Annotated in this window: 30 protein-coding genes and 1 pseudogene; 5 read left to right on the forward strand and 26 right to left on the reverse strand. The window is 32.2% G+C overall.

What is annotated here, in order from left to right:
* Nucleotides 1–100 precede the first annotated feature (100 nt).
* The 7 genes from PYW35_RS09975 to PYW35_RS10005 form a co-directional block, all read right to left on the reverse strand.
* Nucleotides 101–472, reverse strand: a complete 372-nt coding sequence (locus tag PYW35_RS09975) for a PaaI family thioesterase (protein WP_103323078.1) — start codon at nt 470–472, stop codon at nt 101–103.
* A 22-nt stretch (nt 473–494) separates the two neighbouring features.
* The gene (locus PYW35_RS09980) at nt 495–1,814 is read right to left on the reverse strand and encodes a Na+/H+ antiporter family protein (RefSeq protein WP_204107846.1); all 1,320 of its coding nucleotides are present in this window, start codon (nt 1,812–1,814) and stop codon (nt 495–497) included.
* Between the two features lie 175 nt (nt 1,815–1,989).
* A complete protein-coding gene (locus PYW35_RS09985; RefSeq protein WP_103323077.1) occupies nt 1,990–3,465 on the reverse strand; it encodes a leucyl aminopeptidase family protein in 1,476 nt (491 codons plus the stop codon).
* A gap of 16 nt (nt 3,466–3,481) precedes the next feature.
* Nucleotides 3,482–3,802, reverse strand: coding sequence for a YuiB family protein (locus tag PYW35_RS09990; protein WP_016912591.1), 321 nt, complete (start codon nt 3,800–3,802; stop codon nt 3,482–3,484).
* A gap of 65 nt (nt 3,803–3,867) precedes the next feature.
* Nucleotides 3,868–5,082, reverse strand: coding sequence for an NAD(P)/FAD-dependent oxidoreductase (locus tag PYW35_RS09995; protein WP_016912592.1), 1,215 nt, complete (start codon nt 5,080–5,082; stop codon nt 3,868–3,870).
* Between the two features lie 154 nt (nt 5,083–5,236).
* Nucleotides 5,237–5,596, reverse strand: coding sequence for a HesB/IscA family protein (locus PYW35_RS10000; RefSeq protein ID WP_016912593.1), 360 nt, complete (start codon nt 5,594–5,596; stop codon nt 5,237–5,239).
* An 11-nt stretch (nt 5,597–5,607) separates the two neighbouring features.
* Nucleotides 5,608–5,844, reverse strand: coding sequence for a YuzB family protein (locus tag PYW35_RS10005; protein ID WP_016912594.1), 237 nt, complete (start codon nt 5,842–5,844; stop codon nt 5,608–5,610).
* 153 nt (nt 5,845–5,997) lie between these two features.
* Here PYW35_RS10005 and PYW35_RS10010 point away from each other — a divergent pair, with 153 nt between their 5' ends.
* Nucleotides 5,998–7,062, forward strand: coding sequence for an NAD(P)/FAD-dependent oxidoreductase (locus PYW35_RS10010; RefSeq protein ID WP_016912595.1), 1,065 nt, complete (start codon nt 5,998–6,000; stop codon nt 7,060–7,062).
* 89 nt (nt 7,063–7,151) lie between these two features.
* Here the strand turns inward: PYW35_RS10010 and PYW35_RS10015 are convergent, their stop codons facing one another.
* Nucleotides 7,152–7,475, reverse strand: a complete 324-nt coding sequence (locus tag PYW35_RS10015) for a YuzD family protein (protein ID WP_103322439.1) — start codon at nt 7,473–7,475, stop codon at nt 7,152–7,154.
* Between the two features lie 109 nt (nt 7,476–7,584).
* Between PYW35_RS10015 and PYW35_RS10020 the strand changes: the two genes are divergently transcribed.
* Nucleotides 7,585–7,827 carry a NifU family protein gene (locus tag PYW35_RS10020; RefSeq protein WP_016912597.1) on the forward strand — a complete coding sequence of 81 codons (243 nt, stop codon included), beginning with the start codon at nt 7,585–7,587 and terminating at the stop codon, nt 7,825–7,827.
* 94 nt (nt 7,828–7,921) lie between these two features.
* On the opposite strand, the gene dltD is transcribed toward PYW35_RS10020, so the two are convergent.
* From dltD to PYW35_RS10060, 8 genes are all read right to left on the reverse strand, one after another.
* Complete coding sequence (gene dltD, locus PYW35_RS10025) at nt 7,922–9,103, reverse strand: D-alanyl-lipoteichoic acid biosynthesis protein DltD (protein ID WP_103322438.1); 1,182 nt, start codon at nt 9,101–9,103, stop codon at nt 7,922–7,924.
* Complete coding sequence (gene dltC / locus PYW35_RS10030) at nt 9,100–9,336, reverse strand: D-alanine--poly(phosphoribitol) ligase subunit 2 (protein ID WP_016912808.1); 237 nt, start codon at nt 9,334–9,336, stop codon at nt 9,100–9,102. The genes dltD and dltC overlap by 4 nt, the downstream gene beginning before the upstream one ends.
* A gap of 16 nt (nt 9,337–9,352) precedes the next feature.
* Entirely contained in the window at nt 9,353–10,573 is a 1,221-nt protein-coding gene (dltB, locus tag PYW35_RS10035) for a D-alanyl-lipoteichoic acid biosynthesis protein DltB (protein WP_204107847.1), read from the reverse strand.
* Nucleotides 10,570–12,030, reverse strand: coding sequence for a D-alanine--poly(phosphoribitol) ligase subunit DltA (gene dltA / locus PYW35_RS10040; RefSeq protein WP_103322512.1), 1,461 nt, complete (start codon nt 12,028–12,030; stop codon nt 10,570–10,572). The genes dltB and dltA overlap by 4 nt, the downstream gene beginning before the upstream one ends.
* A gap of 15 nt (nt 12,031–12,045) precedes the next feature.
* On the reverse strand, nt 12,046–12,189 hold the full coding sequence (locus tag PYW35_RS10045; protein WP_103322513.1) for a teichoic acid D-Ala incorporation-associated protein DltX: 144 nt from the start codon (nt 12,187–12,189) through the stop codon (nt 12,046–12,048).
* Nucleotides 12,190–12,462: 273 nt separating this feature from the next.
* Nucleotides 12,463–13,428 (reverse strand): 2-hydroxyacid dehydrogenase, encoded by a 966-nt coding sequence (locus PYW35_RS10050; protein WP_103322514.1) that lies wholly within the window; start codon nt 13,426–13,428, stop codon nt 12,463–12,465.
* 21 nt (nt 13,429–13,449) lie between these two features.
* Entirely contained in the window at nt 13,450–14,217 is a 768-nt protein-coding gene (locus PYW35_RS10055) for a TIGR01457 family HAD-type hydrolase (RefSeq protein WP_103322515.1), read from the reverse strand.
* Nucleotides 14,204–14,647, reverse strand: coding sequence for a DUF86 domain-containing protein (locus tag PYW35_RS10060; protein ID WP_103322516.1), 444 nt, complete (start codon nt 14,645–14,647; stop codon nt 14,204–14,206). The genes PYW35_RS10055 and PYW35_RS10060 overlap by 14 nt, the downstream gene beginning before the upstream one ends.
* Before the next feature lie 109 nt (nt 14,648–14,756).
* Between PYW35_RS10060 and PYW35_RS10065 the strand changes: the two genes are divergently transcribed.
* A complete protein-coding gene (locus PYW35_RS10065) occupies nt 14,757–15,026 on the forward strand; it encodes a DUF3055 domain-containing protein (RefSeq protein ID WP_016912815.1) in 270 nt (89 codons plus the stop codon).
* A gap of 184 nt (nt 15,027–15,210) precedes the next feature.
* On the opposite strand, the pseudogene PYW35_RS10070 reads toward PYW35_RS10065, so the two are convergent.
* The 7 genes and pseudogenes from PYW35_RS10070 to PYW35_RS10100 all read right to left on the reverse strand — a co-directional run.
* A pseudogene (locus tag PYW35_RS10070) lies at nt 15,211–15,576 on the reverse strand (YutD family protein); the annotation flags it as partial.
* A gap of 12 nt (nt 15,577–15,588) precedes the next feature.
* Nucleotides 15,589–16,506: a lipoyl synthase gene (gene lipA / locus PYW35_RS10075; protein ID WP_016911624.1), complete on the reverse strand. Its 918-nt coding sequence runs from the start codon at nt 16,504–16,506 to the stop codon at nt 15,589–15,591.
* A gap of 76 nt (nt 16,507–16,582) precedes the next feature.
* Nucleotides 16,583–17,914, reverse strand: a complete 1,332-nt coding sequence (locus PYW35_RS10080; RefSeq protein WP_103322518.1) for a bifunctional metallophosphatase/5'-nucleotidase — start codon at nt 17,912–17,914, stop codon at nt 16,583–16,585.
* Between the two features lie 12 nt (nt 17,915–17,926).
* Nucleotides 17,927–18,748: a sulfite exporter TauE/SafE family protein gene (locus PYW35_RS10085; protein WP_103322519.1), complete on the reverse strand. Its 822-nt coding sequence runs from the start codon at nt 18,746–18,748 to the stop codon at nt 17,927–17,929.
* Between the two features lie 11 nt (nt 18,749–18,759).
* On the reverse strand, nt 18,760–19,608 hold the full coding sequence (locus PYW35_RS10090) for a DUF72 domain-containing protein (RefSeq protein ID WP_103322520.1): 849 nt from the start codon (nt 19,606–19,608) through the stop codon (nt 18,760–18,762).
* Between the two features lie 356 nt (nt 19,609–19,964).
* Nucleotides 19,965–21,218, reverse strand: coding sequence for an N-acetylmuramoyl-L-alanine amidase (locus PYW35_RS10095; protein WP_103322521.1), 1,254 nt, complete (start codon nt 21,216–21,218; stop codon nt 19,965–19,967).
* Between the two features lie 19 nt (nt 21,219–21,237).
* Nucleotides 21,238–21,558 (reverse strand): phage holin, encoded by a 321-nt coding sequence (locus tag PYW35_RS10100; protein ID WP_016911615.1) that lies wholly within the window; start codon nt 21,556–21,558, stop codon nt 21,238–21,240.
* Between the two features lie 141 nt (nt 21,559–21,699).
* Between PYW35_RS10100 and PYW35_RS10105 the strand changes: the two genes are divergently transcribed.
* Nucleotides 21,700–22,029: a helix-turn-helix transcriptional regulator gene (locus PYW35_RS10105; protein WP_016911614.1), complete on the forward strand. Its 330-nt coding sequence runs from the start codon at nt 21,700–21,702 to the stop codon at nt 22,027–22,029.
* Nucleotides 22,030–22,064: 35 nt separating this feature from the next.
* On the forward strand, nt 22,065–22,529 hold the full coding sequence (locus PYW35_RS10110) for an ImmA/IrrE family metallo-endopeptidase (RefSeq protein WP_016911613.1): 465 nt from the start codon (nt 22,065–22,067) through the stop codon (nt 22,527–22,529).
* A 65-nt stretch (nt 22,530–22,594) separates the two neighbouring features.
* Here PYW35_RS10110 and dgoD read toward each other — a convergent pair whose 3' ends face one another.
* The 3 genes from dgoD to PYW35_RS10125 are packed head-to-tail and all read right to left on the reverse strand — an operon-like array spanning nt 22,595 to nt 25,355.
* The gene (dgoD, locus tag PYW35_RS10115; RefSeq protein ID WP_103322522.1) at nt 22,595–23,743 is read right to left on the reverse strand and encodes a galactonate dehydratase; all 1,149 of its coding nucleotides are present in this window, start codon (nt 23,741–23,743) and stop codon (nt 22,595–22,597) included.
* 1 nt (nt 23,744) lies between these two features.
* Nucleotides 23,745–24,389, reverse strand: a complete 645-nt coding sequence (locus PYW35_RS10120; protein ID WP_103322523.1) for a bifunctional 4-hydroxy-2-oxoglutarate aldolase/2-dehydro-3-deoxy-phosphogluconate aldolase — start codon at nt 24,387–24,389, stop codon at nt 23,745–23,747.
* A gap of 12 nt (nt 24,390–24,401) precedes the next feature.
* The gene (locus PYW35_RS10125; RefSeq protein ID WP_103322535.1) at nt 24,402–25,355 is read right to left on the reverse strand and encodes a sugar kinase; all 954 of its coding nucleotides are present in this window, start codon (nt 25,353–25,355) and stop codon (nt 24,402–24,404) included.
* Nucleotides 25,356–25,358 lie beyond the last annotated feature (3 nt).

Here is a 25,358-nt window from a genome sequence, read left to right on the forward strand (position 1 = left end):
CTCCTTAAATCATTGATACTCTATGCATACCCTTTTTAAAGAAAAATAAAAACAGTAGAATAAATTCTACTGTTTAATATTTCATAATCGTTTTAATATTTCATGATCTTTTCTTTTTTATAGCAATAGTTGCTCTAACAACTGAGATTAATTGATCTTCCTCATCTAATACTTTAACATCCCACACTTGTGTAGAACGACCGATATGAAGTGCTGTTCCAATTGCACGCACTTGACCACTTCGTATAGATTTTATATGGTTTGCATTAATCTCTAAACCTAAAGGAATTTCATCATCATTTGAAGATACGTGTGCACCTACAGATGCTGCAGTTTCTGCTAATGCAATAGTAGCACCGCCATGTAAATATCCAAAAGGTTGTTTAACTTTATCCGTTACAGGCATCGTCATTTCAATGTATCCATGTTTTGACTCTACTGTTTGTATTTCAAAATTTTCTATTAAGTCCATATTGTGAGCCTCCTCGTTGCTACTATAATACCATAGCAGCGATAAAACCAAATATGATTAACGGTATGTTATAAATCATAAAGTTAGGAATACATGTATCTCGTATGTGATCATGTTCTCCATCGACATTCAATCCTGCCGTCGGACCTAATGTTGAATCACTGGCTGGGCTTCCTGAGTCACCTAATGCGCCTGCTGTACCAATAACTGCTATAAGCGCCATTGAGCTCAAGCCAATTTCTTGTCCAAATGGAATAAATAAACTTGCGATAATCGGTATTGTAGCAAATGAGGAACCTATTCCTAATGTCACAACTAAACCGATAGCATACATCATCATAATACTAAATGCTTTATTATCACCAGTTATTGCAGCAAGGCTTTCTACAAGCGTTCCTACTTCATTCGTTGCATTCATTACACCAGCAAAACCGTTAGCTGATAAAATCACAACACCAATGTATGCCATTATTTGGATACCTTCTACTAATTTAGCATCTAAATCTTTCCAGTTATATAATCCTGAGAAGAAGAAAATTAGAATCCCAGCTAAAGCACCGAAAATCATTGATTCTGTATATGTTTGAACAATAAATGTTGCTAAAATTGCTAAGCCAGTGACAATTAAAGGATATGGCTTTAACGTTTTCATTTCTTGTTCTTCTTCAACTTTTATTGTTTTATATGTTCTAGGTTTCCAGTAAAGAATAATTGCAATTATTAGACCAACAACATAACCCATTGATGGAATAAGCATAGCTTTCCAAATATTATTAAATTCTATATCTACGTTTGCTTTACCAAACGCATCAAAAATAATAGATTGGAAAATGTGGCCATAGCCGTATGGAAATAGAATATATGGGAAACATAATCCAAAGCCAATAACTGTTGCGATTAATCTTCTATCCATTTTCAATTCATTAAATAAGCTTAATAATGGCGGTATAAGAATTGGAATAAATGCTATATGGACAGGTATAATGTTCTGACTTAGCACTGAAATAACGAGTAAAACAGCGACTAACGTAATTTTTATTTTTAATCTACTTTTTTGTGAATTTTCTTGTTTCATAGATTTGATAACTTTTCCGACAATATAGTCGGTAATACCACTATATGAAATAAGCGCTGCAAATCCACCTAATAGCGCGTAAGATAATGCTACTTCTGCACCATCAACAATCGTTTTTCCAAATGTTGATATCACTTTATCAAGTGACATGCCACTTAACAAACCACCTGTTAATGCACCAACGAAAATACTCAACACGACATTAAGTCTCATTAAACAAAGTATAATCATTACAATAACAGCTACTAACACTGCATTTATTTCCAAGAAAATCCTCTCCGTTCTTTAACTCTCTACCAGGATAAAGTAAAATGATGAATTTATCATATCAGTTGAGAAATACCATGTCAATATATCTCAAATTAGTCCGAATTTTCAGAATAGAATAATATAAAAATAGCTTACAAAATTCACGGTAGTTTTGTAAGCTATTTTTATTTATTTATTTATTTTTTAAGAAATGAAGTACAGTTGGTATCATTGCGCCTGTAGCACCTTTTGGTCCAAGGTATGATGCTTTTTCAGTTTCGCTAGATCCAGCGATATCAAAATGTAAATGTGGAATATCACCACTGAAATGCGTAACAAAGGCTGCAGCAAATAATGCTTTACCATGTTTATGCAAAATACAGTTAGTTAAATCGGCAACTTCTGAAGATTGAATATCGTTTTTCTCTTCGTCCGTAATGGGTAGTTCAAAGCTTACTTCATTTGAATACTTCGCTGCTTTTTTAACATCTTCAATATAACGATCTGCATCACTAGAGAATATGCCTGTCTTCCCTAAACCTAAAGCTGCAACTACTGCACCAGTTAAAGTAGCAAAGTTCATAATAAGTTCTGGTTTAAACTGTTTAACATACGTGACAGCATCCCCTAATACGAGTCTACCTTCAGCATCTGTATTTGTTATTTCAACTGTTTCTCCACTTAAAGCAGTGAATACATCATCTGGTTTCATAGCATTGTGAGATATCATATTTTCAGCTAAAGGTAACACAGCTACGACGTGTATAGGTAATTGTAATTCAGCTATTGCATTTACCATCGCTACAACATTACTTGCCCCACTCATATCGTATTTCATAGTTGGCATACCTGTTTTAGATTTAATTTGATAACCGCCTGAATCGTAAGTTACCCCTTTACCTACTAAAGCAATTGGATTATCATTTGATCCTTTATAAGTTAAAGTAACTAAGCGTGGAGGGTTTATTGAACCTTTACCAACAGCATCTAATAAGCCAATTCCTTCTTCACGAATGGCTTGCTCGTCTTTAATTGTGACTTCAACTTTGCTGCCATTAAAGTGCTGTTCAATTTGTTGAGCAAAATAATCAGGTGTTAAAATGTTCGGAGGTGTTTGTGAATATGTTCTTGCTAAATTAATACTATCTCCTAATATTTCACCTTGCGCAATAAACGATTTCACATCTTCATGAGATGATGTAATAAAGTTTATCATTGTCTCAACATTCGCCGATTTATTTGATTTATAATGATCAAATTGGAATACAGCTTGTTTAGATAACCAACCAAAACGGTATAATCTTTCTTTATCCGTTACGCTTTGTGTTAAAAATGTGTCATCAAGCAAATTAATATTTTCTATTTTGTTGTTCTGTAAATAACGACTTAAATTACCATATATTACTTGATAGTCATTTTCTTTAATTTCTTTTAAATTACCTAAACCTACTGCAATTAATTTAATGACATGGTGATTAACGGTTATTGCTGAACTCGTAATTTCACCTAATTCACTACTTATAATTTGTTGTTTTTTTAAGCTATCTAACTGACCATTTAAAATGTTATTCACTTCATCAAAATTATGCATTTGATTTAAATGACTTGGACAACCTATTACAATTGGAAATTCATTTTCTGAATATTTTTCTATAAATTGAAATTTCATATTATTATCCCCTTTATTAGAACATTGAATAACCGCTTCTTCTAAGATTTCTTATAACAAATCCTGCAACAATCGCGCCAATCCAACCTGAACCGAGCATTAAAATGTCAGCTGTATGTATATGTGTTAAGCCTGTAATAAGTTTTGAAAAAGCTGTCGATGGATTTGTAAAGTACATAGTTGTCGAGATTTTATCTACAATTGCAAAAATAACAAATGGATAAAACACTACCATTAGCCAAGTAGCTTTTAAGAGCATATTTAAAATAAAAGCTATGCCAAAAAATAAAACGAAAAACAATGCCATTGATATGATAACTTGTGGTAAAGATATCATAACTAACCTCCTTTAAAAAAAGAGACCCGCCTAATAGCAGGTCTCTACATTTAATAAATAATCAATTAGAATTTACCTTTTTTATAGGCTAATCCGATACCACCGATTTTGAATACAGCACGTGTATCGATAACTTTTTTCATGAATGCTGCTTTTTTACCAGTAATTTCACGACCCATAACGACACCAACACCATCACGGCTACCTAATGAACATACAGTACCTTTATCATCATATGAGAAAGTTTCTGTTTTTTCACCGTTGAAGATGTTTTTAATATTTTTAGCAAGGTGTTCACCTTGTTGCATAGCGATTTGCGCTGTTGTAGGAAGTGGACGTTTGTTGTCTCCTTCGCCAGCCATAACAGCTGAACAGTCACCAATAACGAAGATATCATCATAATTATCGATTGATAAATCATCTTTAACTACGATACGACCACGTTTAACGCCGTCAAATGATTCTTCCATTAATTTGCTACCTCTAACTCCAGCAGCCCAGATAGCTGTGTTAGCTTCTAAAGTTTGTTCTACATCATTAACTTTAACTACGAAACCTTGTTCATTACAAGCAACGATTGGTGTAGAAATTTTGAATTCTACTCCGCGTGCTTCTAAATATTTAACAACATAGTTCACTAATTCTTCAGAGAACATTGGTAACATTTTTGGAGCAGCCTCAACACAAGTGATTTTAACTTTAGATTGATCTACACCATATTTTTTACATAATTCAGGGATACGTTCAGTTAATTCACCTAATAATTCAACACCAGTGAATCCTGCACCACCAACTAAAATAGCTAAATCATTTTCGTCTTTTTCTTTAGACGCAGCATAATTAGCAAATTTGTCTTCGATATGTTTAGAAATACGACGAGAAGTGTTAATATTTTCGATTTGAAGAGCATGTTCTTTCATACCTTCAATTCCAAATGTTTCACTTTCAAATCCTAATGCTACAACTAAAATGTCATATTCGAATACACCATTTGATGTTTCAACTGTTTTAGCATCTTTGTTGATTTTGCTAACTTCTGCTTTTACAAAGTTTACTTTGTTTTTATCAATTACATTAGTAATTGGATATAAAGCATCTTCATAATTTAAAGTACCTGCTGAAGTTTCATGTAACCATGTAGCTTCATAGTGATAATCATTTTTGTTGATTAAAGTAATATCAACGTCTTGGTTTGAAACTAATTTTTGCAATTTAGTTACTGTTTGTAAGCCAGCATACCCTGCCCCTAATACGAGAACTTTTTTACGTTCAAATCCCATTATTTTCACCTATACTTTCTGATATTTGTTTGACACTTATAGGAAAGTTGTGTCACTTTGTGTTTTTGGTCACAAGTAATGATAATACTATTTACATACAAGTTTTATTGTATATTTTTATAAAGATAAATTCAAGTGTCACAACCTATATTTCCTAGCAATTCTCAGGTGTGCCTGCAACATCTCTCGTCTTGAATGAACTTCCGCAACCACAAGCTGCAATTGCATTAGGATTCTCAATAGAAAATCCGCCGCCCATTAATGACGTTTTGAAGTCAATTGTAGTCCCATTCAGTATTGGAACATCTTTCTTATCTACTAGCACTTTAACACCGAAAAATTCTAGTGTTTCGTCGTTTTCAGCAGGTTCTTCTTCTGCAGACATACCATAAGATAATCCAGTACAACCTCCGCCTTTAACAGATACTCTTAAATAACCATTTGGCATATTGTTGCTTTTCATCATATCTTTAACTTCATAAGCTGCTGCTTCAGTTAATATAACTGTTGACATATTTATTCCTCCTAAAAAATCCAATTTTCTTCTATGTGACTATATATATTTTCTAGTAATTCTTCTGGTGTCTCTCCCTTGACCATATCTCCATTAACCAATGCATATAACCCTCTTGCACATGGTCCACAATTTTGTAGACAACCGTATTCCAATACATCTACTTCTGGATCATTGTCGAGCTTGTTAAACACTGCATCAGCACCTTTAGCCAAGTTTGAAATACAAAATTCGACAATTGGGTTCAATGTGTTCACCTACTCACTTTTTATTCATTAAACTATTTTAACATTCATTGTAGTTTATGCCAAAAACGATTATACTAAAAGTATACTTATATATTATAAAATATATACATACAAATTTATAGAAATTTGATTTATGGACAAAGGAGAATAACGATGAAAAGCTTAGTATTATTAGGGGGCGGATATGGTAATATGCGCTTAATGAAAGAAATACTTCCAAGCATTTTACCTTCCGATTATTCAATTACGCTGATTGATCGTATGCCATTTCATGGTTTAAAAACAGAATTCTACGCATTAGCAGCCGGTACAAAACCAGATAAAGAAATTCGAGTTCAATTTCCTAAAGATAAAAAAATTAATACAGTATATGGGGAAATAACTGATATTGATTTAGATAATCAAATTGTTTCAGTTGGTGACACACGTGTTGATTACGATGAACTTGTAATCGGGTTAGGATGTGAAGATAAATATCACAACGTACCTGGAGCGAAAGAGCACACGTACAGTATTCAAACAGTACAAAGCGCTCGCAAGACTTATCAAGCAATATGTGACTTACCAAGTAACGCTACTGTCGGAATCGTTGGTGCAGGTTTAAGTGGGATAGAATTAGCAAGTGAATTGCGAGAAAGCAGACAAGACATCACGATTAAACTTTTTGATAGAGGTTCTAGAATTTTACCAGCTTTTCCAGAAAAACTAAGTAATTATGTGAAGAAATGGTTTGATAAACACAATGTAGAAGTCGTTCCTAATTCAAATATTACAAAAGTTGAACCTGGACAATTATACAACAACGAAGATGTTCACAATGTAGATTTAGTCGTATGGACTGCAGGGATTCAACCGGTTGAAATCGTGAGAAACCTTCCAGTTGATACTAATGACGGCAGAAGAGTTATCGTAAACCAATATCATCAAATTCCAACATATAAAAATGTATATATTGTAGGTGACTGTGCAGCATTGCCACACGCACCAAGTGCTTATTTAGCAGAAATTCAAGCAGATCAAATTGCTGAAGTTATGAAATTACAGTGGGAAAATAAACCACTACCTGAAAAAATGCCCGAATTAAAACCTCAAGGCTTTGTAGGTTCACTCGGTGAAAAACAAGGTTTCGCTTATTTAATGGAACAAACAGTTACAGGAAGATTAGCGAGAGTCATTAAATCAGGCGTATTATGGCTATATAAATACCATAACGGATAATATACGAAGAAGCTGGGACATAAATCCCAACTTAAAATAAGTCACCCAATCTATTGAAATCATTTTCGGATTGGGTGATTTTATATTTCCTAATGTTCTACAGCAATATGTTCATCAATGAATCTCGTAATTTGTTTTAATTGAATATATCCATCTGCTACATACTCATCATTTATTGTGACAAGTGGATAAAATAGTTCGTCTTCATTAATTCTTTCAATAAATTGAAGATCATGGTCTGTTAAATTTTCAGTTTGATTAAAGATATCGATATATGTGTATTCAAAATTTAAATTATATTTTCTGCTCAAAATTGCTTGTAGCCATTCATATGTGTCCTTAGATGAAGGTGCATTCACACAACTTGCGCATACTACATCAGCACCATAAATTACGATACTTGCTTTAGACATATTCACATCCCCCTAGTTTCATGAATAGATTTTTTACCTTATATCTATTATAATAGATAAATAAGATTAGTGTATCTAATAACACTTGATGAGAGGAGTATTTATATATATGGCTACCGAACAACAAACAATGTTTGATCAAGTTAGTGAAGTGCTTGAAAAATTAAGACCGTTCTTATTAAGAGATGGCGGCGACTGTGAATTAGTAGATGTTGATGATGGTATCGTTAAATTACGTCTACTTGGTGCATGTGGTACATGCCCTAGTTCTACTATTACTTTAAAAGCCGGTATAGAACGTGCTTTACTAGAAGAAGTACCCGGCGTTGTAGAAGTAGAACAAGTCTTCTAACTTATTGCACATACTCTATACTTGCTCATAGAACGTACAAAAAATCACCATCCCGATTATTAGGGATGGTGATTTTTATATTTTCTAACTTGTATTAATGATATTGTCTACTCACTTTATGATTACAAGTTCCATTTATATGATTGATCATTTGTTCATTAATATAGACCCAACCTTTCCAACCTATATGAACTGCATCTGTAATGACGTATGGTTCATATTCTTTGTCTGTTATGTCATATATTTTCATATTATTCGAAGTTACCATTGTATTAATCTTGCGATAAACAGCTTCTCTTTTCGCTTTATCAACATTAATATGATCATACCATTTTCCATTTGCTGGAATGACGATAAATAATGGATCTGCTTTTACTTCTTTCAATGTATCAATTAACAATTGTAAATCACTAAATTCTTTTGATTGCTTATTGAACTCATAATCTCGATTGTATCTTTTACGTTGTTGCTGTAATAAACTCCAATATTTATCATTCATTCCAAATTTGTTAGTTCTTGAATGTTTTGCACCATATTGATTAGCATACAATCTCATTTCATTCCAATTCATATGGCTAAAATGTCGTTTAGGTTTGTTATCTAAATGGGTTCTATCTTGTCCAAATATAGATTTCAGAGCGTCATGTTTTTCGTGTATATTATTTTCGAAATCATTCATAAATGTTCCTTCATCATACTGATAATTTTCTTTATGTATCACAGAATTCAAATATGGATCTGATTTTAATTGTTTAAATTGAACTAACCTTCTAGCAAATCTATCTTTCAACTGTGGACTTAATGACATATTTTTAAATAAATGATCTGCTTGCAATGGTGAAAATCTAGCACTGAAATTATCATTTGTTAATCCATGGTCTGTAAACCATTGTGGTGAAATGATGATAGCTATCTTTTTATCTTTGAGATGATGAGCTTGACTACCAATATTAATTGCATGAATTAAATCCGTTGAGCCACCTGTTCCTATTAAATATGGCTTCAATTTCGCCTTTTTTTCTTTCAAAATATATGCAGGATGGAAAATATCTTGTTTTTCCAATTCACTCGATCCAAATATCGGATAATATTGCTCACTTAACAACATTTCTTCTTGAGAATGTACACCCTTTAGTACTGTATCGTTTAAAGATGTTGCTTCTTTATTAATATTGTCGTGCTTTGATAAAGATGTAAACCATTCAACTGGTATTAATAAAAATACACCAAATAATATACTACTTAACAATAAAGGCAACAATAATTTTATTTTCATTGTAAGTCCTTAAGCACTTTTATAATTTTATTTGGTGTCGCCCACTCATCTCTATCAAAATCAGTAATCGTAACATCAATGTCTAAATTATTCTGAATTTCTAACAACAAGCCAACTGTGGCAAACGAATCAATAATCCCTTCTTCAAATATTTCGATATCAGGATTTTCTTTGACGATATCATTTTCAGCGACATCAGCTAATATATTTAAAACTCTTTCTTCAAAATTCATAATATAACTCCCTTATTTAATGTATTAATTTTCCTGAGAATAATAAAAATCCAAATGCTACACAATGGAATGTAACTAAAATTGCGAACACATTCATTAACTTATGATTAAATTTGAACGGATGATTTTTTCGCCATTGTTCATAATATCCATATCCAATAAATAAGAACGCATGATACAAACCATAAAGGATATAATGTATTTCAATACCATGCCAAATACCCATGATAAAGAAATTGATTAGAAATCCTAAGTTAGAAATCAACAATTTATCTTTTAGTAATTTTTCTTTAGAAACCCAAAATACAAATCTCATATATACACAATCTCTAAACCAAAAAGATAAACTCATATGCCATCTATTCCAAAAATCTTTAATGTTTTTAGCTTTAAACGGCTGATTAAAGTTAGCGGGTGTTTGAATGCCAAATAAATAACTAAATGCGATAGCAAACAAACTGTAACCAGCAAAATCAAAAAACAGATAGAAACTATATCCATACATATAATATATATAATTCAAAAAAGTAGGATCTGTATCTATTGGTATAACTTTAATTACACACTCGTTAATATAATAAGCAATAATATATTTATACAAAAATCCCATAAATATCATATGAATAGCTTTTATAACCATGGCATAGTAAACATCAGGTTCAGGAATTTTTTCTTCATCCTTAATAAAACGTTTATAACGATCGATTGGACCTGAAGATATAGTCGGGAAGAATGTAATAAAATCAATCAGTTTTACAGTATCGATAGACTTTATTCGGTTATCCCGAATTTCCATAATCAGCTGAATACTTTTAAATGCAATATATGAAATTCCTAAAAACCCAATAAATTCAATTAACTTGTTACCATGTATCGTTATTTGGAAATCTCCTAACCAACTACTTTGTAATACTTTCACAATCATTAAAGGCAAAATAGATAGAAAAATAGCAATAGTATAATTCCTAAAATTATTTATTTTCTTTGATATTGAAATGTACATTCTAATTAATCCAACTTGATAGCAAACATATAAAGTGAAGAAAATAAGTTGATAACTTAAATATTTATTATTAAATAAGTTTTTACTATCATCTGAAAAAATGAGCACAAGCATAACGATCGTAATAATGCGATTATAAACAAGGCTCCTCTTCCCGATTAATCCTAATACGATGACTGGTAACATTAAGATTAAACAAATATAAAAGTAGGTAAAATCACCATATGGAATCATGATTTTAACCCCTCTGACACTTTATTTCTATCTAACTTACCATTAGCAGTTAATGGCAAGTCGTCTACAAAGCTGAAATTTCTAGGAATCATGTACTCAGGTAAATGAATTTTTAATTCATGCTTCAAATGCATGATCATCTCGTTTACATCTTCTATTTTTGGATTCGCGGGTATAACAGTAGCATGTAAATACTGAACTTTCTCGCCTTTTTTAATCGGTGTAATAACTGCTTGCAGCACTTCTGGCAATTGTTCCAACACCAGTTCAATTTCTTCAAGTTCCATACGATAGCCATTAATTTTTATTTGAAAATCAATTCTTCCTTGAATGAACCAATAACCATCATGAAATTCCGCCTTATCTCCAGTAAAATAGTTTAATTTACCATCAATATTTTTAAATACTTTATTATGTTTTTCCTCATCTTTTAAGTATCCTTGACTCACACTTTTACCTATAATCACAAGTTCTCCGTTATCCGTTAATTTTAATTGTGAATTTGGACGTACAGAACCTATTGGTAAAGGGTTGAATTGATTAAGAATATCTTGCGTAATTTGAATACTTGTCACCGCTACAGTTGCTTCAGTAGGACCATATGTATTATATATTGTTGAATCTTCAAATAGATTTAATAATTTCTGTGCCGTTTTGTGACTCAGTACCTCTCCACAGAAGAAAAACTGCTTTAATTTAGGATGACAGGCTTGATTAAATTCTGGTAACAATAGACACATTTCTAAAAACGATGGTGTCGATACCCAAGTTTCAACATCTTTGTTGTTTAACAAGTCATATAACTGTTTAGGCTTTTCAATCATTTTTTTATCAACAAGTTGTAACGTTCCACCTGTCATCAAACAAGGATAAATAGACATCACTGACAAATCAAAAGAAAATGGCGCTTGATTCAACCACATACTATAGTTGCCAAGCTTATTTAACTGCAACATCCAGTTGGTAAAATCCATTAAACTTTCATAACTAATTTGCACACCTTTAGGTAAGCCAGTTGACCCAGATGTAAAAATTGTATAAACAGTATCCTTGTCTTTTATTCTATTCATTCCATCTATATTTATTTGAACTTCAATACATTCTTCAATCGTAATTTGTTTAATTTGTATATCTTTCAATAAATTTCCAGTTGTATTAAAAATAAAAGAAGGCTCTACCTTCTCAATGATATGTTCTATTCTTTCTAAAGGAATCGATATATCTATTGGAACATATCCAATGCCTGCTTTCATACTCGCAATCATACCTACAATCATATAAGGTGACATGTGACCATATAGCACAATAGGCTTTTCAGAATCTTTGATCAACGTAGCTAATTTACTTGAATAAAGATTCAGTTCACGATAAGTCATTTCTTCATCTCTATAGTTGATAGCGACTGTATCACTATGCCACTTATCCATAAATGTTATTTGCTCTAAGATATCCCTCATATATGCTCTCCTTCTTTAAAATTCATTGTATATAAAATCGTTACTTGCACTTCCACCAGCATAAATCCAAAATAAAACAATCATGATTAAGAAATAGAAAATAGTTAATCCAATAATTTTGCAGTTCTCAGAAAGTAATATATCCCTAATTTTTTCCATCGTTAATCTCCTTATAATTTTATTTTGTAATTATTCTATTTTCATATTATATTCTATGCGCAACTAGATATCAACGAAAATATGTAAAATATTAGCATATTATGGAAATTAAAAGGAATATCGATGTTTTTATACATATAAAAATACAAGCAATATGACGCAAAAAAAGACTGCCGACAAGTTCACTTTAAGTGACTTTGTTAGCAGTCTGAAATAATCATTAAGATTATTGTTGTCTCAGTTAATGAGATTAAACTTTTACTTCATATTGTATTATTTCTTCACCGGTGTAACTGGCGCGTTACCTTCTATAATATGTTTTGCATTATCTACACATAGTTGCACCATGTTATCTCGTGTGTTTATTGAACTACTACCTATATGAGGTACTACGATTACTTGATCCATTTTTAAGAACGGATGATCCATAGATATAGGTTCATTTTCTACGACATCTAATGCAGCACCGAGAATTTCTTTTTGTTCTATTGCTTCTATTAAATCTGATTCTACGACATGTCCGCCTCGCCCGACGTTAATCAATATTGCAGAATCCTTCATTTTTTTAAAAGTTTCTTTATTAAATATACCTTTTGTTTCAGGGGTTAAAGGCGCAGTACACACTACGAAGTCACTTTCTTCTAACAATTGATCCATCGTTCTATATTCAACGTTCAACTGTTTTTCAGCATCTTCTTTTTTGGAGCGGTTATGGTATAAAACTTTGCAATTAAATCCTTTTAATCGTCTTGCAAACGCTTCTCCAATTGCACCCATGCCATATATACCGACTGTAGAACCATGAACATCTTTACCTGCTAATAAGTAAGGGCCCCAACTTTTCCATTCACCATTTTCTACATATTCAACCGCTTCTACTATTCTTCTAGCTGCAGTTAACATTAACGTAAAGCCTAGTTCTGCTGTTGTTTCTGTTAATACTTCTGGCGTATTAGTTACAACAACACCTTTGTTATGAGCAAGTTCAATGTCAATATTATCAAATCCAACTGCTAAGTTAACGACCCCTTTAATTTTTGGAGCTGATTCAAAGAAGGTCTCATCGATTTTCTCACTTAACGTTGTAATAACAATTGTTGCGTCTTTAGATCGTTTTAGAAATTCTTCTCTTGGCATAGGTTCTAATTCACTATTCCAAACATCTACTTCCGAAAATTGTTCGATTTGTTGTATGAATTTATCTGGTAATTGTCTTGCAACTAATACTTTTTCAGTCATGTTCCCATCTCCTTATTTAGCTTACTTAATCACTTCAAATAAGTTCTTAACACTATAAGTAGGTAATACTTCTTTCTTGTTAATTTCTTCTAAAGATGTAACGCCTGTTTGAACGTGTAAAGTATCAATACCACTATTAATACCGGCTAAAATATCTGTATCATATAAATCACCGATCATCACACATTCTTCTTTTGAAAGACCAATTTTTTCAATAGCTTGTTCCATAATGATTGTCTCAGGTTTTCCTATAAAGATCGGTGTTTGTCCTGTAGAGACACTTACAACACTTGTTAATGAACCATTACCAGGTAAGAACCCTCTTTCATTAGGAATTGAAACATCTTTATTTGTTGAAATAAATTTAGCGCCATTTCGGACAGCTAAACATGCAACTGATAATTTTTCATAAGAAATATTAACATCTAGTCCCATCACAACATAATCAACATGTTCATCTTCTTTAATGACTAAGCCGGCCTCACTTAAAGAGGTATTCAAGCCACTTCCACCAACCATATATACAGAAGCACCTGGTGATGTTTCACTTATATAACCAGCAGTCGCCATTGCTGATGTAATGACATGTTCACTTGAAGTATTAAATCCCATGTTATTTAATTTTTCTGCTACTTCTGCAGGTGTTTTTGAAGAATTATTCGTAACGAATAAATAATTTTTATGATGTTCATTTAAATATTCAATAAATTCAATAGCACCTTCAATTATCTCTGAACCTTTATACATCGTTCCATCTATATCTATTAAATAACCTTTATAGTCTTTCATTTTTATCTCCTTCGCCAAATGCTGTAACTGGTACATTTTCATTTTCTAAAAAATGTTTCGTATCCTGAATCGCTTGCTTATAAAATGGATTAGCTATTTCAAAAGTTTTTCTTAATTCATCATGATTGATATTTTCATAATTACGAATTAATTCTTTTCTATAGTCTATAGAATTTCTTACAGCTTCTGCAGTTGAAGGCTGAAATACTTTCTCAAGCTCCATAATATCTATAACATCTTTGTAATTTCCTGGATCTCTTAAAATAAATGCATCAATAATCAAATTCCCAATATCTACTACCGATTCAATCATCATATGTGCAATTCTTTCTAAAGCATATGGAGAATTCTTCTCAATTTCAAAATCAACTGTTAATTTTTCTAAATAATTTAATTTTAAATTTAATGTTTTGCTATCTACGAAATACATGTAGAAAACCTCCTATTCATATATCATAATATCATAATTTTGAATTATACGGCATTGCTCTGTATACTATACAATTAAAGAAAGCTTTAAAATAAAGGAGTAACTACTTATGATAGAAATGTTTTTATATGATGAAGAAGACGAAGCAAAAATAAAATTTGTTGGTTTTGTAGGTGAGCATAGTAGATATGATCTAACACTTATCTATACAGACAGACATTACGGTAAAACAATGGTACTGAATACGCAAAATAATACTTTTGGAATCATTGGTAGAGATGACTTAGAAGAAGACGGATACATTAGTCACATCTTAGGTCTTTCTCCAGAAGAAGGAGAAGAAGTTACTGAATATTTAAATGATGTTATTGATATTTAAAATGTACGCTATCTTTATTATAAATACGAAAAGAGCCCGGATTTTTCCGGGCTCTTTTTTATAAATAATCTTTTAAAGTATTTTTAGATGTTTGCTGTTCTTCAACGATTTCTTCTTCGACTGTTTCTTCTTCTTCTACTTCTTCGTTTTCTTGTTGTTTGTGTTGCTCTTGTTTACTATTTTGTTGTATTGTAGGTTCAATTTTCACATCATCTAATTTATTATCTTCGTCTACAAAATGTGCGTCTTCAGCTGTTAATCTAGTTATTTCTGCTTTAGTTAAGCGTCTTAACACAAAATATTTACATCCAAAGTTGCAGTACTCGAGTAAATAATCTTGAATAGCTGAAAATCGCTTATTTGAGTCGCTTTTTTTATTAGAATCATAATAAAAACCTTTTAAACGAAGTTGATCATAGCCAAAATCGCCAACAATAAAATCATATTTATCTAGAATTTCAGAATAACGTGATGTAAATTGCTCTTCATTGAATGATTGTTGATCATCTTTAATTACTTCAAAATAGTTATGGTCTATTTTAGTTAACATTCAATCACCTTATTAATTATTAAGTGCCTGCTCACCTAGTTTATGTTTTTGTTTAGCTGCTTCATTAACTTGTTCGTCAGCGTGATAAGAACTACGTACCATTGGTCCTGCTTGGCAATGTTTGAAGCCTTTTTCCATAGCGACTTTTCTTAATTTACCAAACTCTAACGGCGTATAATATTTTTGAACATTTAAATGTTTACGAGATGGTTGTAAATATTGTCCAATCGTCATAATATCAACATCATTTGCACGTAAATCATCCATTGTTTCGTATATTTCTTCAACAGTTTCGCCTAAACCTACCATCAAACTTGATTTTGTAGGGATGTCTGGATACATTTCTTTAGAGCGTCTTAAGAATTCTAACGTACGGTCATATTTTGCACGTGCTCTAACTCTTGGTGTTAATCGTCTAACTGTTTCGATATTATGGTTTAAAATATCTGGTTTAGAATCCATCAAAGTTTCTAACGCTTCATAGCTACCACCCATATCTGAAGGCAAGATTTCTATAGATGTATATGGATTCAATTCTCTTACTTTACGAACAGTTTCAGCATAAACATTTGAACCAGCATCTTTCAAGTCATCTCTCGCAACAGCCGTAATGACTACGTGTTTTAAGTTCATTAATTGAACTGATTCTGCAACACGTTGTGGTTCGTCTAAGTCTAGTTCATTTGGCAGACCTGTTTTAACTGCACAGAAACGACACGCTCTTGTACACACTGCGCCCAAAATCATAAATGTAGCAGTACGTCTCTCTCCCCAACATTCGTGAATATTTGGACATTTTGCTTCTTCACATACAGTATGAAGATTCTTTTCACGCATCATTTTCTTTAAGCCAGTGTAGTTCTTATTAGTATTTAACTTTATTTTTAACCAGTCTGGTTTACGTAATATTTCTTCATTTTTAGTAGCCATATACGCGAACACCCCTCTATAATTAATTTTCATCTTCGTTCATTATAACCAAAATACGTATAAATTTAAATGCTCGTTACACTTTCTTTTCACTTTGTAATAACTTTTGTTCGAAAATATTTCTTAAAAATTGAGGCATGATATAATTTATATTCATTTCTTTTAAAATCGGGAAATATCTACCAAAAGTATACATGTCAATTGTCCCTAACTTATATTGTTCGTGATCTTGAACTTCCTCACCTTTAACAAAACATTGACCTGTAGATTCAATATAACCGATATTTTTAAAGACATATCCGCCAAAAATATCTCCTCTAAACCCAAAACCGATCGCAACTTCATCCATATAGGACTGTTCCATCGCTTTATAAATAATTTGTTTAAGTTCTACACCTCTTAAATTAATAGAAACTGTATTAATTGGATGAGGTAACATTTGATGAACATCATATTCGGTTAATTCGTTTCCAGCTATACCTTTAACAATTAACCCTGCATTGATGATAGCACAATCTGCCTCTGTAAACTCTAAAACACTTTCACAAAGTAAATCTGTTGTATAGCTAGCACTATTTAAACGTCGTGGTAAAGATATCTCTCTACTTAGAATTGGCTTGTTTAAGAGTGCCCTACCTTTTTCTTCATAATTATTAGTGACTTCTTCTAATAAAGTTGTATCGAGAATACGAGCTTCTTTATGAATAACTTTATGATGTTCAATCTCTAAATCGACTTGTCCAACATAGTGCCCGTATTTACCAGCAGCAGCCATCAGCACACCGTTTTTTTCTTCACCATGTTCAAAATAATGATGCGTGTGTGCTCCGAAAATAACATCAATTTCTGGACATTCTTGGCATAATTGCTCATCAAAAAAGATTCCAACGTGGCTTAAGACAAGCAATACACCATAGTCTTCTTTAACTTGAGCAATTTCATTTTTTAATGCAAGTAATGGGGATGTCACTTTCCAGTCTAACGTTTCATATATATGGTTAAATGGTGCTGTAAGACCTATCATGCACACTTTTATACCATTCACATCTTTAACGACGTGAGATGTTAAATGGTTAGGTAAATTGCCTTCAAGATCAAATAAATTACAACACGTTACATCAAACTGAGCGTCATCATACAAGTGATTAAGTGCATCATGAGAAATTGTCATACCTTCATTGTTACCTATCGTGACAACATCAACATTGCTATCATTTAATATTTTAACATTTTCAGTACCTTGTGACGCTTCTGTTAATGGATGAAACAAATCTATATGGTCACCTATATCAATATATAAGGAATCTTGTTGAAGTTTGCTTCTTTCATTTTTAATATATTGAGATATTTTTGCATATGTATTTAAATGGCTATGAATATCATTCGTATGAAATATTGTGAGTTTCACAAATTCAACTCCTTATAAAACACTTTTTATAATCAAATATATACCTAAGATTAACATTGTAATCCTTAAAATTAAAACAACTGTATCTGATTTCATTCTACTATTAATTCTGACACCAATTTTCGCACCAAAGTAACTTGATATAATCAGTACAATTGCATGTACCCATAAAACATTACCTTGCAGAACGTGACTTACAGAACTCGATAGACTAGAGAAGAAAATCATCATCATACTTGTGCCTACTGCAACGTGGGGTGGGAATTTAAATACGATAATCATCAATGGTGTCATCAAGGCGCCACCACCTATTCCAAACAGCCCTGTCGTAATACCTACAATAAAAGCTGATACTACCGCAGCGACTGGCGGTATTCCATATTTATGCTGTTTCCCATATCTATCTGTAAATGATTTTAAATACTTTTCTTGTTGGAAATATTTAATTGGCTTCACATGGTTACGAATCATTAAAATTATAGAAATGAGAATAAGAAAAATCCCAAAATATAAATTAAATGAATCTAACGTGAAATACTTACTCAAATATGCACCAACTAAAGCACCAGGAATAATACCTATTAAGAATATCAGTCCATTTTTTATATCAACTTGCTTCGTTTTCAAATAGCCCAGTGTAGCTGTCAGACCAGTCGTAATTAAAATGACTGATGATGTACCTATTGCTCTTTGTGGGGTCATACCTGACAATAAATCGTGATCAATTCCAAAGTATACAAGTGATGGCACGATAATTATACCGCCACCTATTCCTACTAATGCACCTATGATTGCAGATAACACACCAATAATTACTAACACTAAATATGCCACTTCTGTCACCTCTAAAATAATTTAAGTTGTTTAGGCGCTAAACCTTCATATCTTATATCTAATAATTTTTGGTAAGTTTTGGCATTATGTGCAGCGTGACCACCTGAATTATTATTAAATACTACATAGATATCCTTTGCTTTCTGGTTTAATATTTTCACTTTATGAGTCAATTCTTTTAATTCATCTTCATTATAATCATATAAATATCTCACGTCACGCCACTCTTGATCTGTCATATCTTTTTTAGTCCAACCATTAACATTTCTGCCATGGTAACGAACAAAAGCGACATCATGTGTAATACGATTAATAAGTGGAATAGAGCCTTCTCCACTTTGAGGTTCATCACAAATACTATGAATAAATTTCATTTCAGTTAAAAATTCCAATGTATACTCTTTTACATCATCTCTAAACCAAGAACGATTACGAAATTCAATGCATACATCAAAATCTTTTAATTGCTCACGAACATATCGCAAATAATTAATATTTTGAGGTTGCAAATCAAACCAAGGTGGAAACTGAACGAGAATCATCGCTAACTTACCTGCCGCTTTCAAAGGTGCCATAGAATCTTTAAATAAATTAAATAACTCTACCTTACCCTCAGCAAAATCAGTAACTTCAGCATGACCAGTTAAAGCTTGATGAATTTTAACTACAAACTTAAAATTCTCAGGCGTTTCACGAATCCACTTTTCAATATTTCTTTGAGGTTGAATCGCATAATAAGTCGCATCCAATTCTACAATAGGAAAATGAGCAGCATATGCCTTTAATTTGTCTTTTTTATTAGAAAGATCCTCGTATAAACTATCATGATCTCCCCATCCAGTTAGGCCAATTTTTATCATATCTTATCACCATATTTATCATACCATACAGAGTATTTATAGTTCAGTTTGTTTGATTAAATTTATGTAATTTCTAACTCTTTTATCATCCTAACTTTACAAATTGGAATACGACTATTCATCTACAAAAAAACAGTTTTGATAATGATTGATATGAATTTTTCTACCACAACAATTTATAAAAACTATAATTTACCAACAAAATCCCCGCTATCTTTTTGTTGATAGCGGGGATTTTATGTTATATTGAAAGGTGTTAAGGATACCTTACATAATTTTATTAAATGATGGCTGTCATTGGATAATGTTTATGTCTAAGGTATTTTTTTCTGTTTTATTTTCCATTTTTACATCTCCTATTTCAATTTTAATACTTGTCCGATTTGTATCACATCTGATGTCAATCCGTTTAATTTTTTTAATGTTGCAACTGTTACCCCTGTTTTTTGGCTAATGCCCCACAGTGTATCTCCGTTAACGACTGTATATGTTGATGGGTTAGTTCCGATTGCTGCACCGTGTATTGCTTCTGCTAATGATTTTGTATATGCATTTAGATTATTTTTAATCGTGTTCATATCTTTAGTTGACGTAATAAATCCTAATTCTACAAGTCTATAATTGATATATTCTGCTTTTGCTACGTTGCAATGTAACAAATCACTTCTTTCTGTGATACCTCTTATCGTTCCAACATGCTTTTGTACGGCTGCTTGCAATGCTTTGTCAATATTATCTGCTGCTAATCCACTAGGTATAATAACGTGCCCTCCTGTTGCTGATGCCGATGCAGAATCTAAATGAAATTCCACAACGATTTCATACCCTTGTGATTTAACCCAATACAAACCATAATCAGTCGTGTTACCTATTTGTTGTCCGTATGCTGTATCTTGATACATATCTTGATCTTTACCATAAACTGCAACTGTGTTTCCTGCTTGTTTTAAATAGTTAGCTACTCTATCTACAATATTAGCTCTAATAAAATCTCTTTCATTTGTTCCATTTCCAACTGCACCTGGATCATTATATCCATGCCCTGCTACGATCATAATTTTTCTACTCATTTGAACTGCTCCTTTATTTTTAGATTGATCTAACTTTTCGTTTAATTTTGTAATATCATAATTTTCTATCGGCATGCCACTGCACACTCTTGTGACTTCGTTTGTAATATTTTCTCCTTTTTTGCGCAATTGAATATGCAAATGTTCACTCATTGGATTGTCATCATAATTCGTATTACCTTGTAAACCAATGATATCTCCTTGAATGACTTTATCTCCTTTTGAAAATTTCAAAGAATCTCTCATCATGTGTCCATATATCCAATCGTTACCATTGCTATCTCGAATTTCCATCGTTCCACCAAAATTACCAAATGGTTCACTAAGTATAACTGTCCCACTTGTAACTGCTGGAATATTATTTGTCTTGTTATTAAATACATCAAAAGCTCTATGATAGCCACTGCAATATGCATCGTAATTGATACCGTCTTCCGTATAGTTTCTATATCCGTATTGTTTCGGATATTCATCATAAGTTCTTGGATCTGATGATATTTCCCATCCTTTTTGAGTTAAATAATTGATTGCTGTTAACATTGAATCATCCTTTCAAATTTTATTTCTTTCCTGATTGTTTTAAAAACTGTTCTTGTTCTCTAGAGCGATTCGTTAAAATGAATGTATTTTTCCAAATTCCATAGAGTACAAATACAATTGGGATACCTGTATTGAGTACATTCATCCATGCATTTAACTTTTGAGGATTAAACCATTCAACTTGAACACCAGAAGCATTTAAAGCTAAATACAAAGCGCCAATAAATCCTCCTATCATTGCAACAAACTGCTTAACCTTATCCGGATCAATTTGAATTTTGTTTTCATCTTCTGAATAATTCAAGTTAACCTTATTTGTTTTGAAGTTCATTTTAACCATGTCTATCACCTCCTTGGTTACACTATAGTATAACTTTTGGTTGACGTCAATAACTTTTAGTTATATTTATGATATTTTTATTGAAAAAATATAACCAAGAGTTATAATGAAAGTATCAATCATATAAGGAGCGGGAAACTTATGGTGTCTGAAAATAAACTCTCTGAACAAATTAGTTTATTAAGAACGAAGAATGGATGGACGCAACAAAAGTTAGCGGACGAATTACAAGTTTCAAAACAATCCATTTCATATTGGGAAACAGGTCGTAAAGCACCAAAGATGAAAAAAATAGAAGAAATGGCTAAATTGTTTAACGTTAGCGTGAGTTATATGTTAGATGGGGAAGCTAAAAGAACTTATAACTCGACTGCTGAAACTATTGCAGCACATTTAGATGGAGAATTAACAGAAGAAGAACTAAAAAAAGTTTTAGAATATGTTGATTTCTTAAAACATCAAAATAAATAAAACGTATTTTAGACAAAACTTATGGTGGGGATAATTTGAACAGATATGAAAAAATGCTTATCAATAATGAACACATCGTCATAAAAGAAACAAATAACCTTCCACGACAATTGAAAGGTTTATATGTAGATGGATTAATTTTATTGAAAGATGATTTATCTAACAGAGAAAAGTTAGAAGTTCTAGGAGAAGAATTAGCCCATCATGATATTTCTTATGGAAATATACTTGATACAACAGAATTATGGAAATGGAAATTTGAACATAAAGCAAGAAGATTGGGCTTCGAGAAAATTATACCTTTAAAAAGTATCGTCCAAGCATATCAAGCAGGCGTGCATAATAAGTTTGAGCTCAGTAATTATTTAGATGTATCAGAAGGATATATAGATGAAGCTTTAGAACATTATAAACAGAAATATGGTATCAGTACTTGGTATGAGCATTATTTAATTAAATTTAATCCATTACAAGTGTACGAATATAAAGAAATACATTAGAAATATAAAAAATCACCCAATCCGTTGGAATCATTTTCGGATTGGGTGATTTTTTATATTCCTCTTTACCACTCTGCGATACTTCCGTCTTTATGTCTCCATACTGGATTGTGCCAGTCATGGCTTACTTTTGCCATTTCTCTAACATGATCTTCATCTATTTCTACGCCTAGTCCTGGCTTTTTAGGTATATTTACATAGCCATCTTGAAACTCAAATATTTCTTTATTTTTAACATAATCTAATATATCACTATCTTTATTGTAGTGAATGCCTAGGCTTTGTTCTTGTATAAATGCATTATGACAAGTTGCATCTACTTGTAAACAAGATGCTAACGCTATAGGACCAAGCGGACAGTGTGGAGCTGCGCCTACATCATGTGCTTCTGCCATAGAAATAATTTTTTTACATTCTGTAATGCCGCCTGCATGTGATAAGTCTGGTTGAATGATGTCTACATAACCACTTTCTAATATAGGTTTAAAGTCCCATCTTGAAAATAGTCTCTCTCCTAATGCTATTGGTATCGTTGTCGTTTGGCTAATTTCTCTTACGGCTTCTATATTTTCGCTTAATACGGGTTCTTCAATAAACATTGGTTTAAATTGTTCTAATTCTTTCGCTAATACTTTAGCCATTGGTCTATGTACTCTACCATGAAAATCAATGCCTATTCCTAATTGATTGCCAACCGCTTCACGTATACCCGCAACACGCTCTATCACAAGATCTATTTTTCCATAACTATCTACATATTGTAATTCTTCAGTTGCATTCATTTTTATTGCTTCAAAACCATTTTCTAAAGCTTTTTTTGCAGCATTTGAAGTATCTTGAGGTCTATCGCCACCAATCCAAGAATAGACTTTCATTGAATCTCTACATGCGCCACCTAATAGTTCATGTACAGGTGCATTATAATATTTCCCTTTTATATCCCATAAAGCTTGATCAATTCCTGAAATCGCACTCATTAATATTGGGCCGCCTCTATAAAAGCTGCTTCTATACATCATATTCCAATGGTCTTCTATATTTAATGGATTCTTACCAATTAATTGTTGCATAAACTCATCTACTGCTGCTCCAACAGTACTTGCTTTACCTTCAATAACAGGTTCTCCCCATCCTATCAATCCTTCATCAGTTGTGATTTTTAAGAACAACCAACGAGGCGGTACTTGAAATAGTTCATAATCAATTATTTTCATATTATGCACGTCCTTTTTCTAAATGTACTTTGTTATAAAATGCTTGAGCCGTTTTTTCTAATTCATCATGATATTCATCGCTTGTCTCGACTTTAGTATTGACTAACGCACTTCCTAAACCTACACCAACTGCACCAGCTTTTATAAAATCAGCAACATTATTTAGATCAACGCCTCCTGTTGGTAAAAGCGGTATATGTGGCAATGGTCCTTGTAAATCTTTTATATAGCTTGGTCCCATCGTAGTAGTTGGGAATACTTTAATAATATCGCCGCCATATTCATAAGCTTCTAATATTTCAGTTGGGGTTAAAGCGCCTGGTATACTTACCACACCATATTTCTTAGTCATTCTAATTGTTTCTTTATTAACGGTAGGAGATAAAATAAAAGTAGCCCCACTCAATATTGCTAACCTCGCAGATTCAGCATCTAATACTGTTCCAGCTCCAACGACTACTTTCCCTTTCATTTCATTAGCAATTAAATCAATTGATGCTAAAGCTTTTGGTGAATTCATCGTTACTTCTATAGCTCTAACACCAGCTTTATATAACGTTCTCACAATAGGTAAGACATCATCCGGATTTGCATTTCGTAAAATCGCAATAAGTTTAGTTTCTTTTATTATATTTAAAGTATCCATATAAATTGCTCCTTATCTAATAACATCATCTGTATTGATATTATTTTTTAATTGTTTAATTTCTTCTTTACTCGGTAAACCTTCAACATCACCTTTAACAGTCGTCACCAGTGCACCTGCATTACAAGCTTGTTCGACAGCATCATGTAAAGATAATCCGTCTATATAACCAGCTATAAATCCAGCAGCAAATCCATCTCCAGCTCCAACTGGGTCCACAACTTCTACGTTTTTAGAAGCTTTCGCATATCCTACATGTTCATCATTTTCGTAATAAGCGCCTTCACTACCAAGTTTGACGATTACTGTTGAGGCGCCTAACGCTATGATGTTCTGAGCAATCTTTTTTTCAGACCTTTCATTAAATAGAAATGCGCCTTCGCTTATTCCTGGTAAGACAATATCGCTTAATGAAATGATGTTTAACAACGTTTCTCGAGCTTGCGCTTCATTCCATAACTTAAGTCTTAAATTAGGATCAAATATGATTTTTAAGTTAAGCTTTTTTGCTACAGATATTAAATGGAATATCGTATCTTTACAGTTTTCACTCAATGCTGGTGTTATTCCAGTTACATATAAATACTTAAATTGTGCTACATATTCTTCATCAATATTTGAAGTCGTCATTAAACTTGCAGCAGAACCTTTTCTATAATAATGCACGCGTGTTTGATCTTGTCGATTTTTTTCTTTTAGAAATAATCCTGTAGGTGCATCATCAGTTAAATGAACTGCATCAACATTTATACCTTCTCCACGTACAAATGAAAGAATTTTATATCCTAGCTCATCATTTCCAAGCTGACTAATCCAGCCAGTTTTAATGCCGAGCTTTTCTAAACCAATAAGCGTATTTGTCTCTGCCCCAGCAATATGAGTTGTAAAGTCATGTGCATAACGCATAGGACCAACTTCTTTCGGAGCAAACACGACCATCGTTTCACCAATTGATAAAACATCCATCAT

It is taken from the genome of Mammaliicoccus vitulinus (assembly GCF_029024305.1).
Lineage (GTDB): Bacteria > Bacillota > Bacilli > Staphylococcales > Staphylococcaceae > Mammaliicoccus > Mammaliicoccus vitulinus.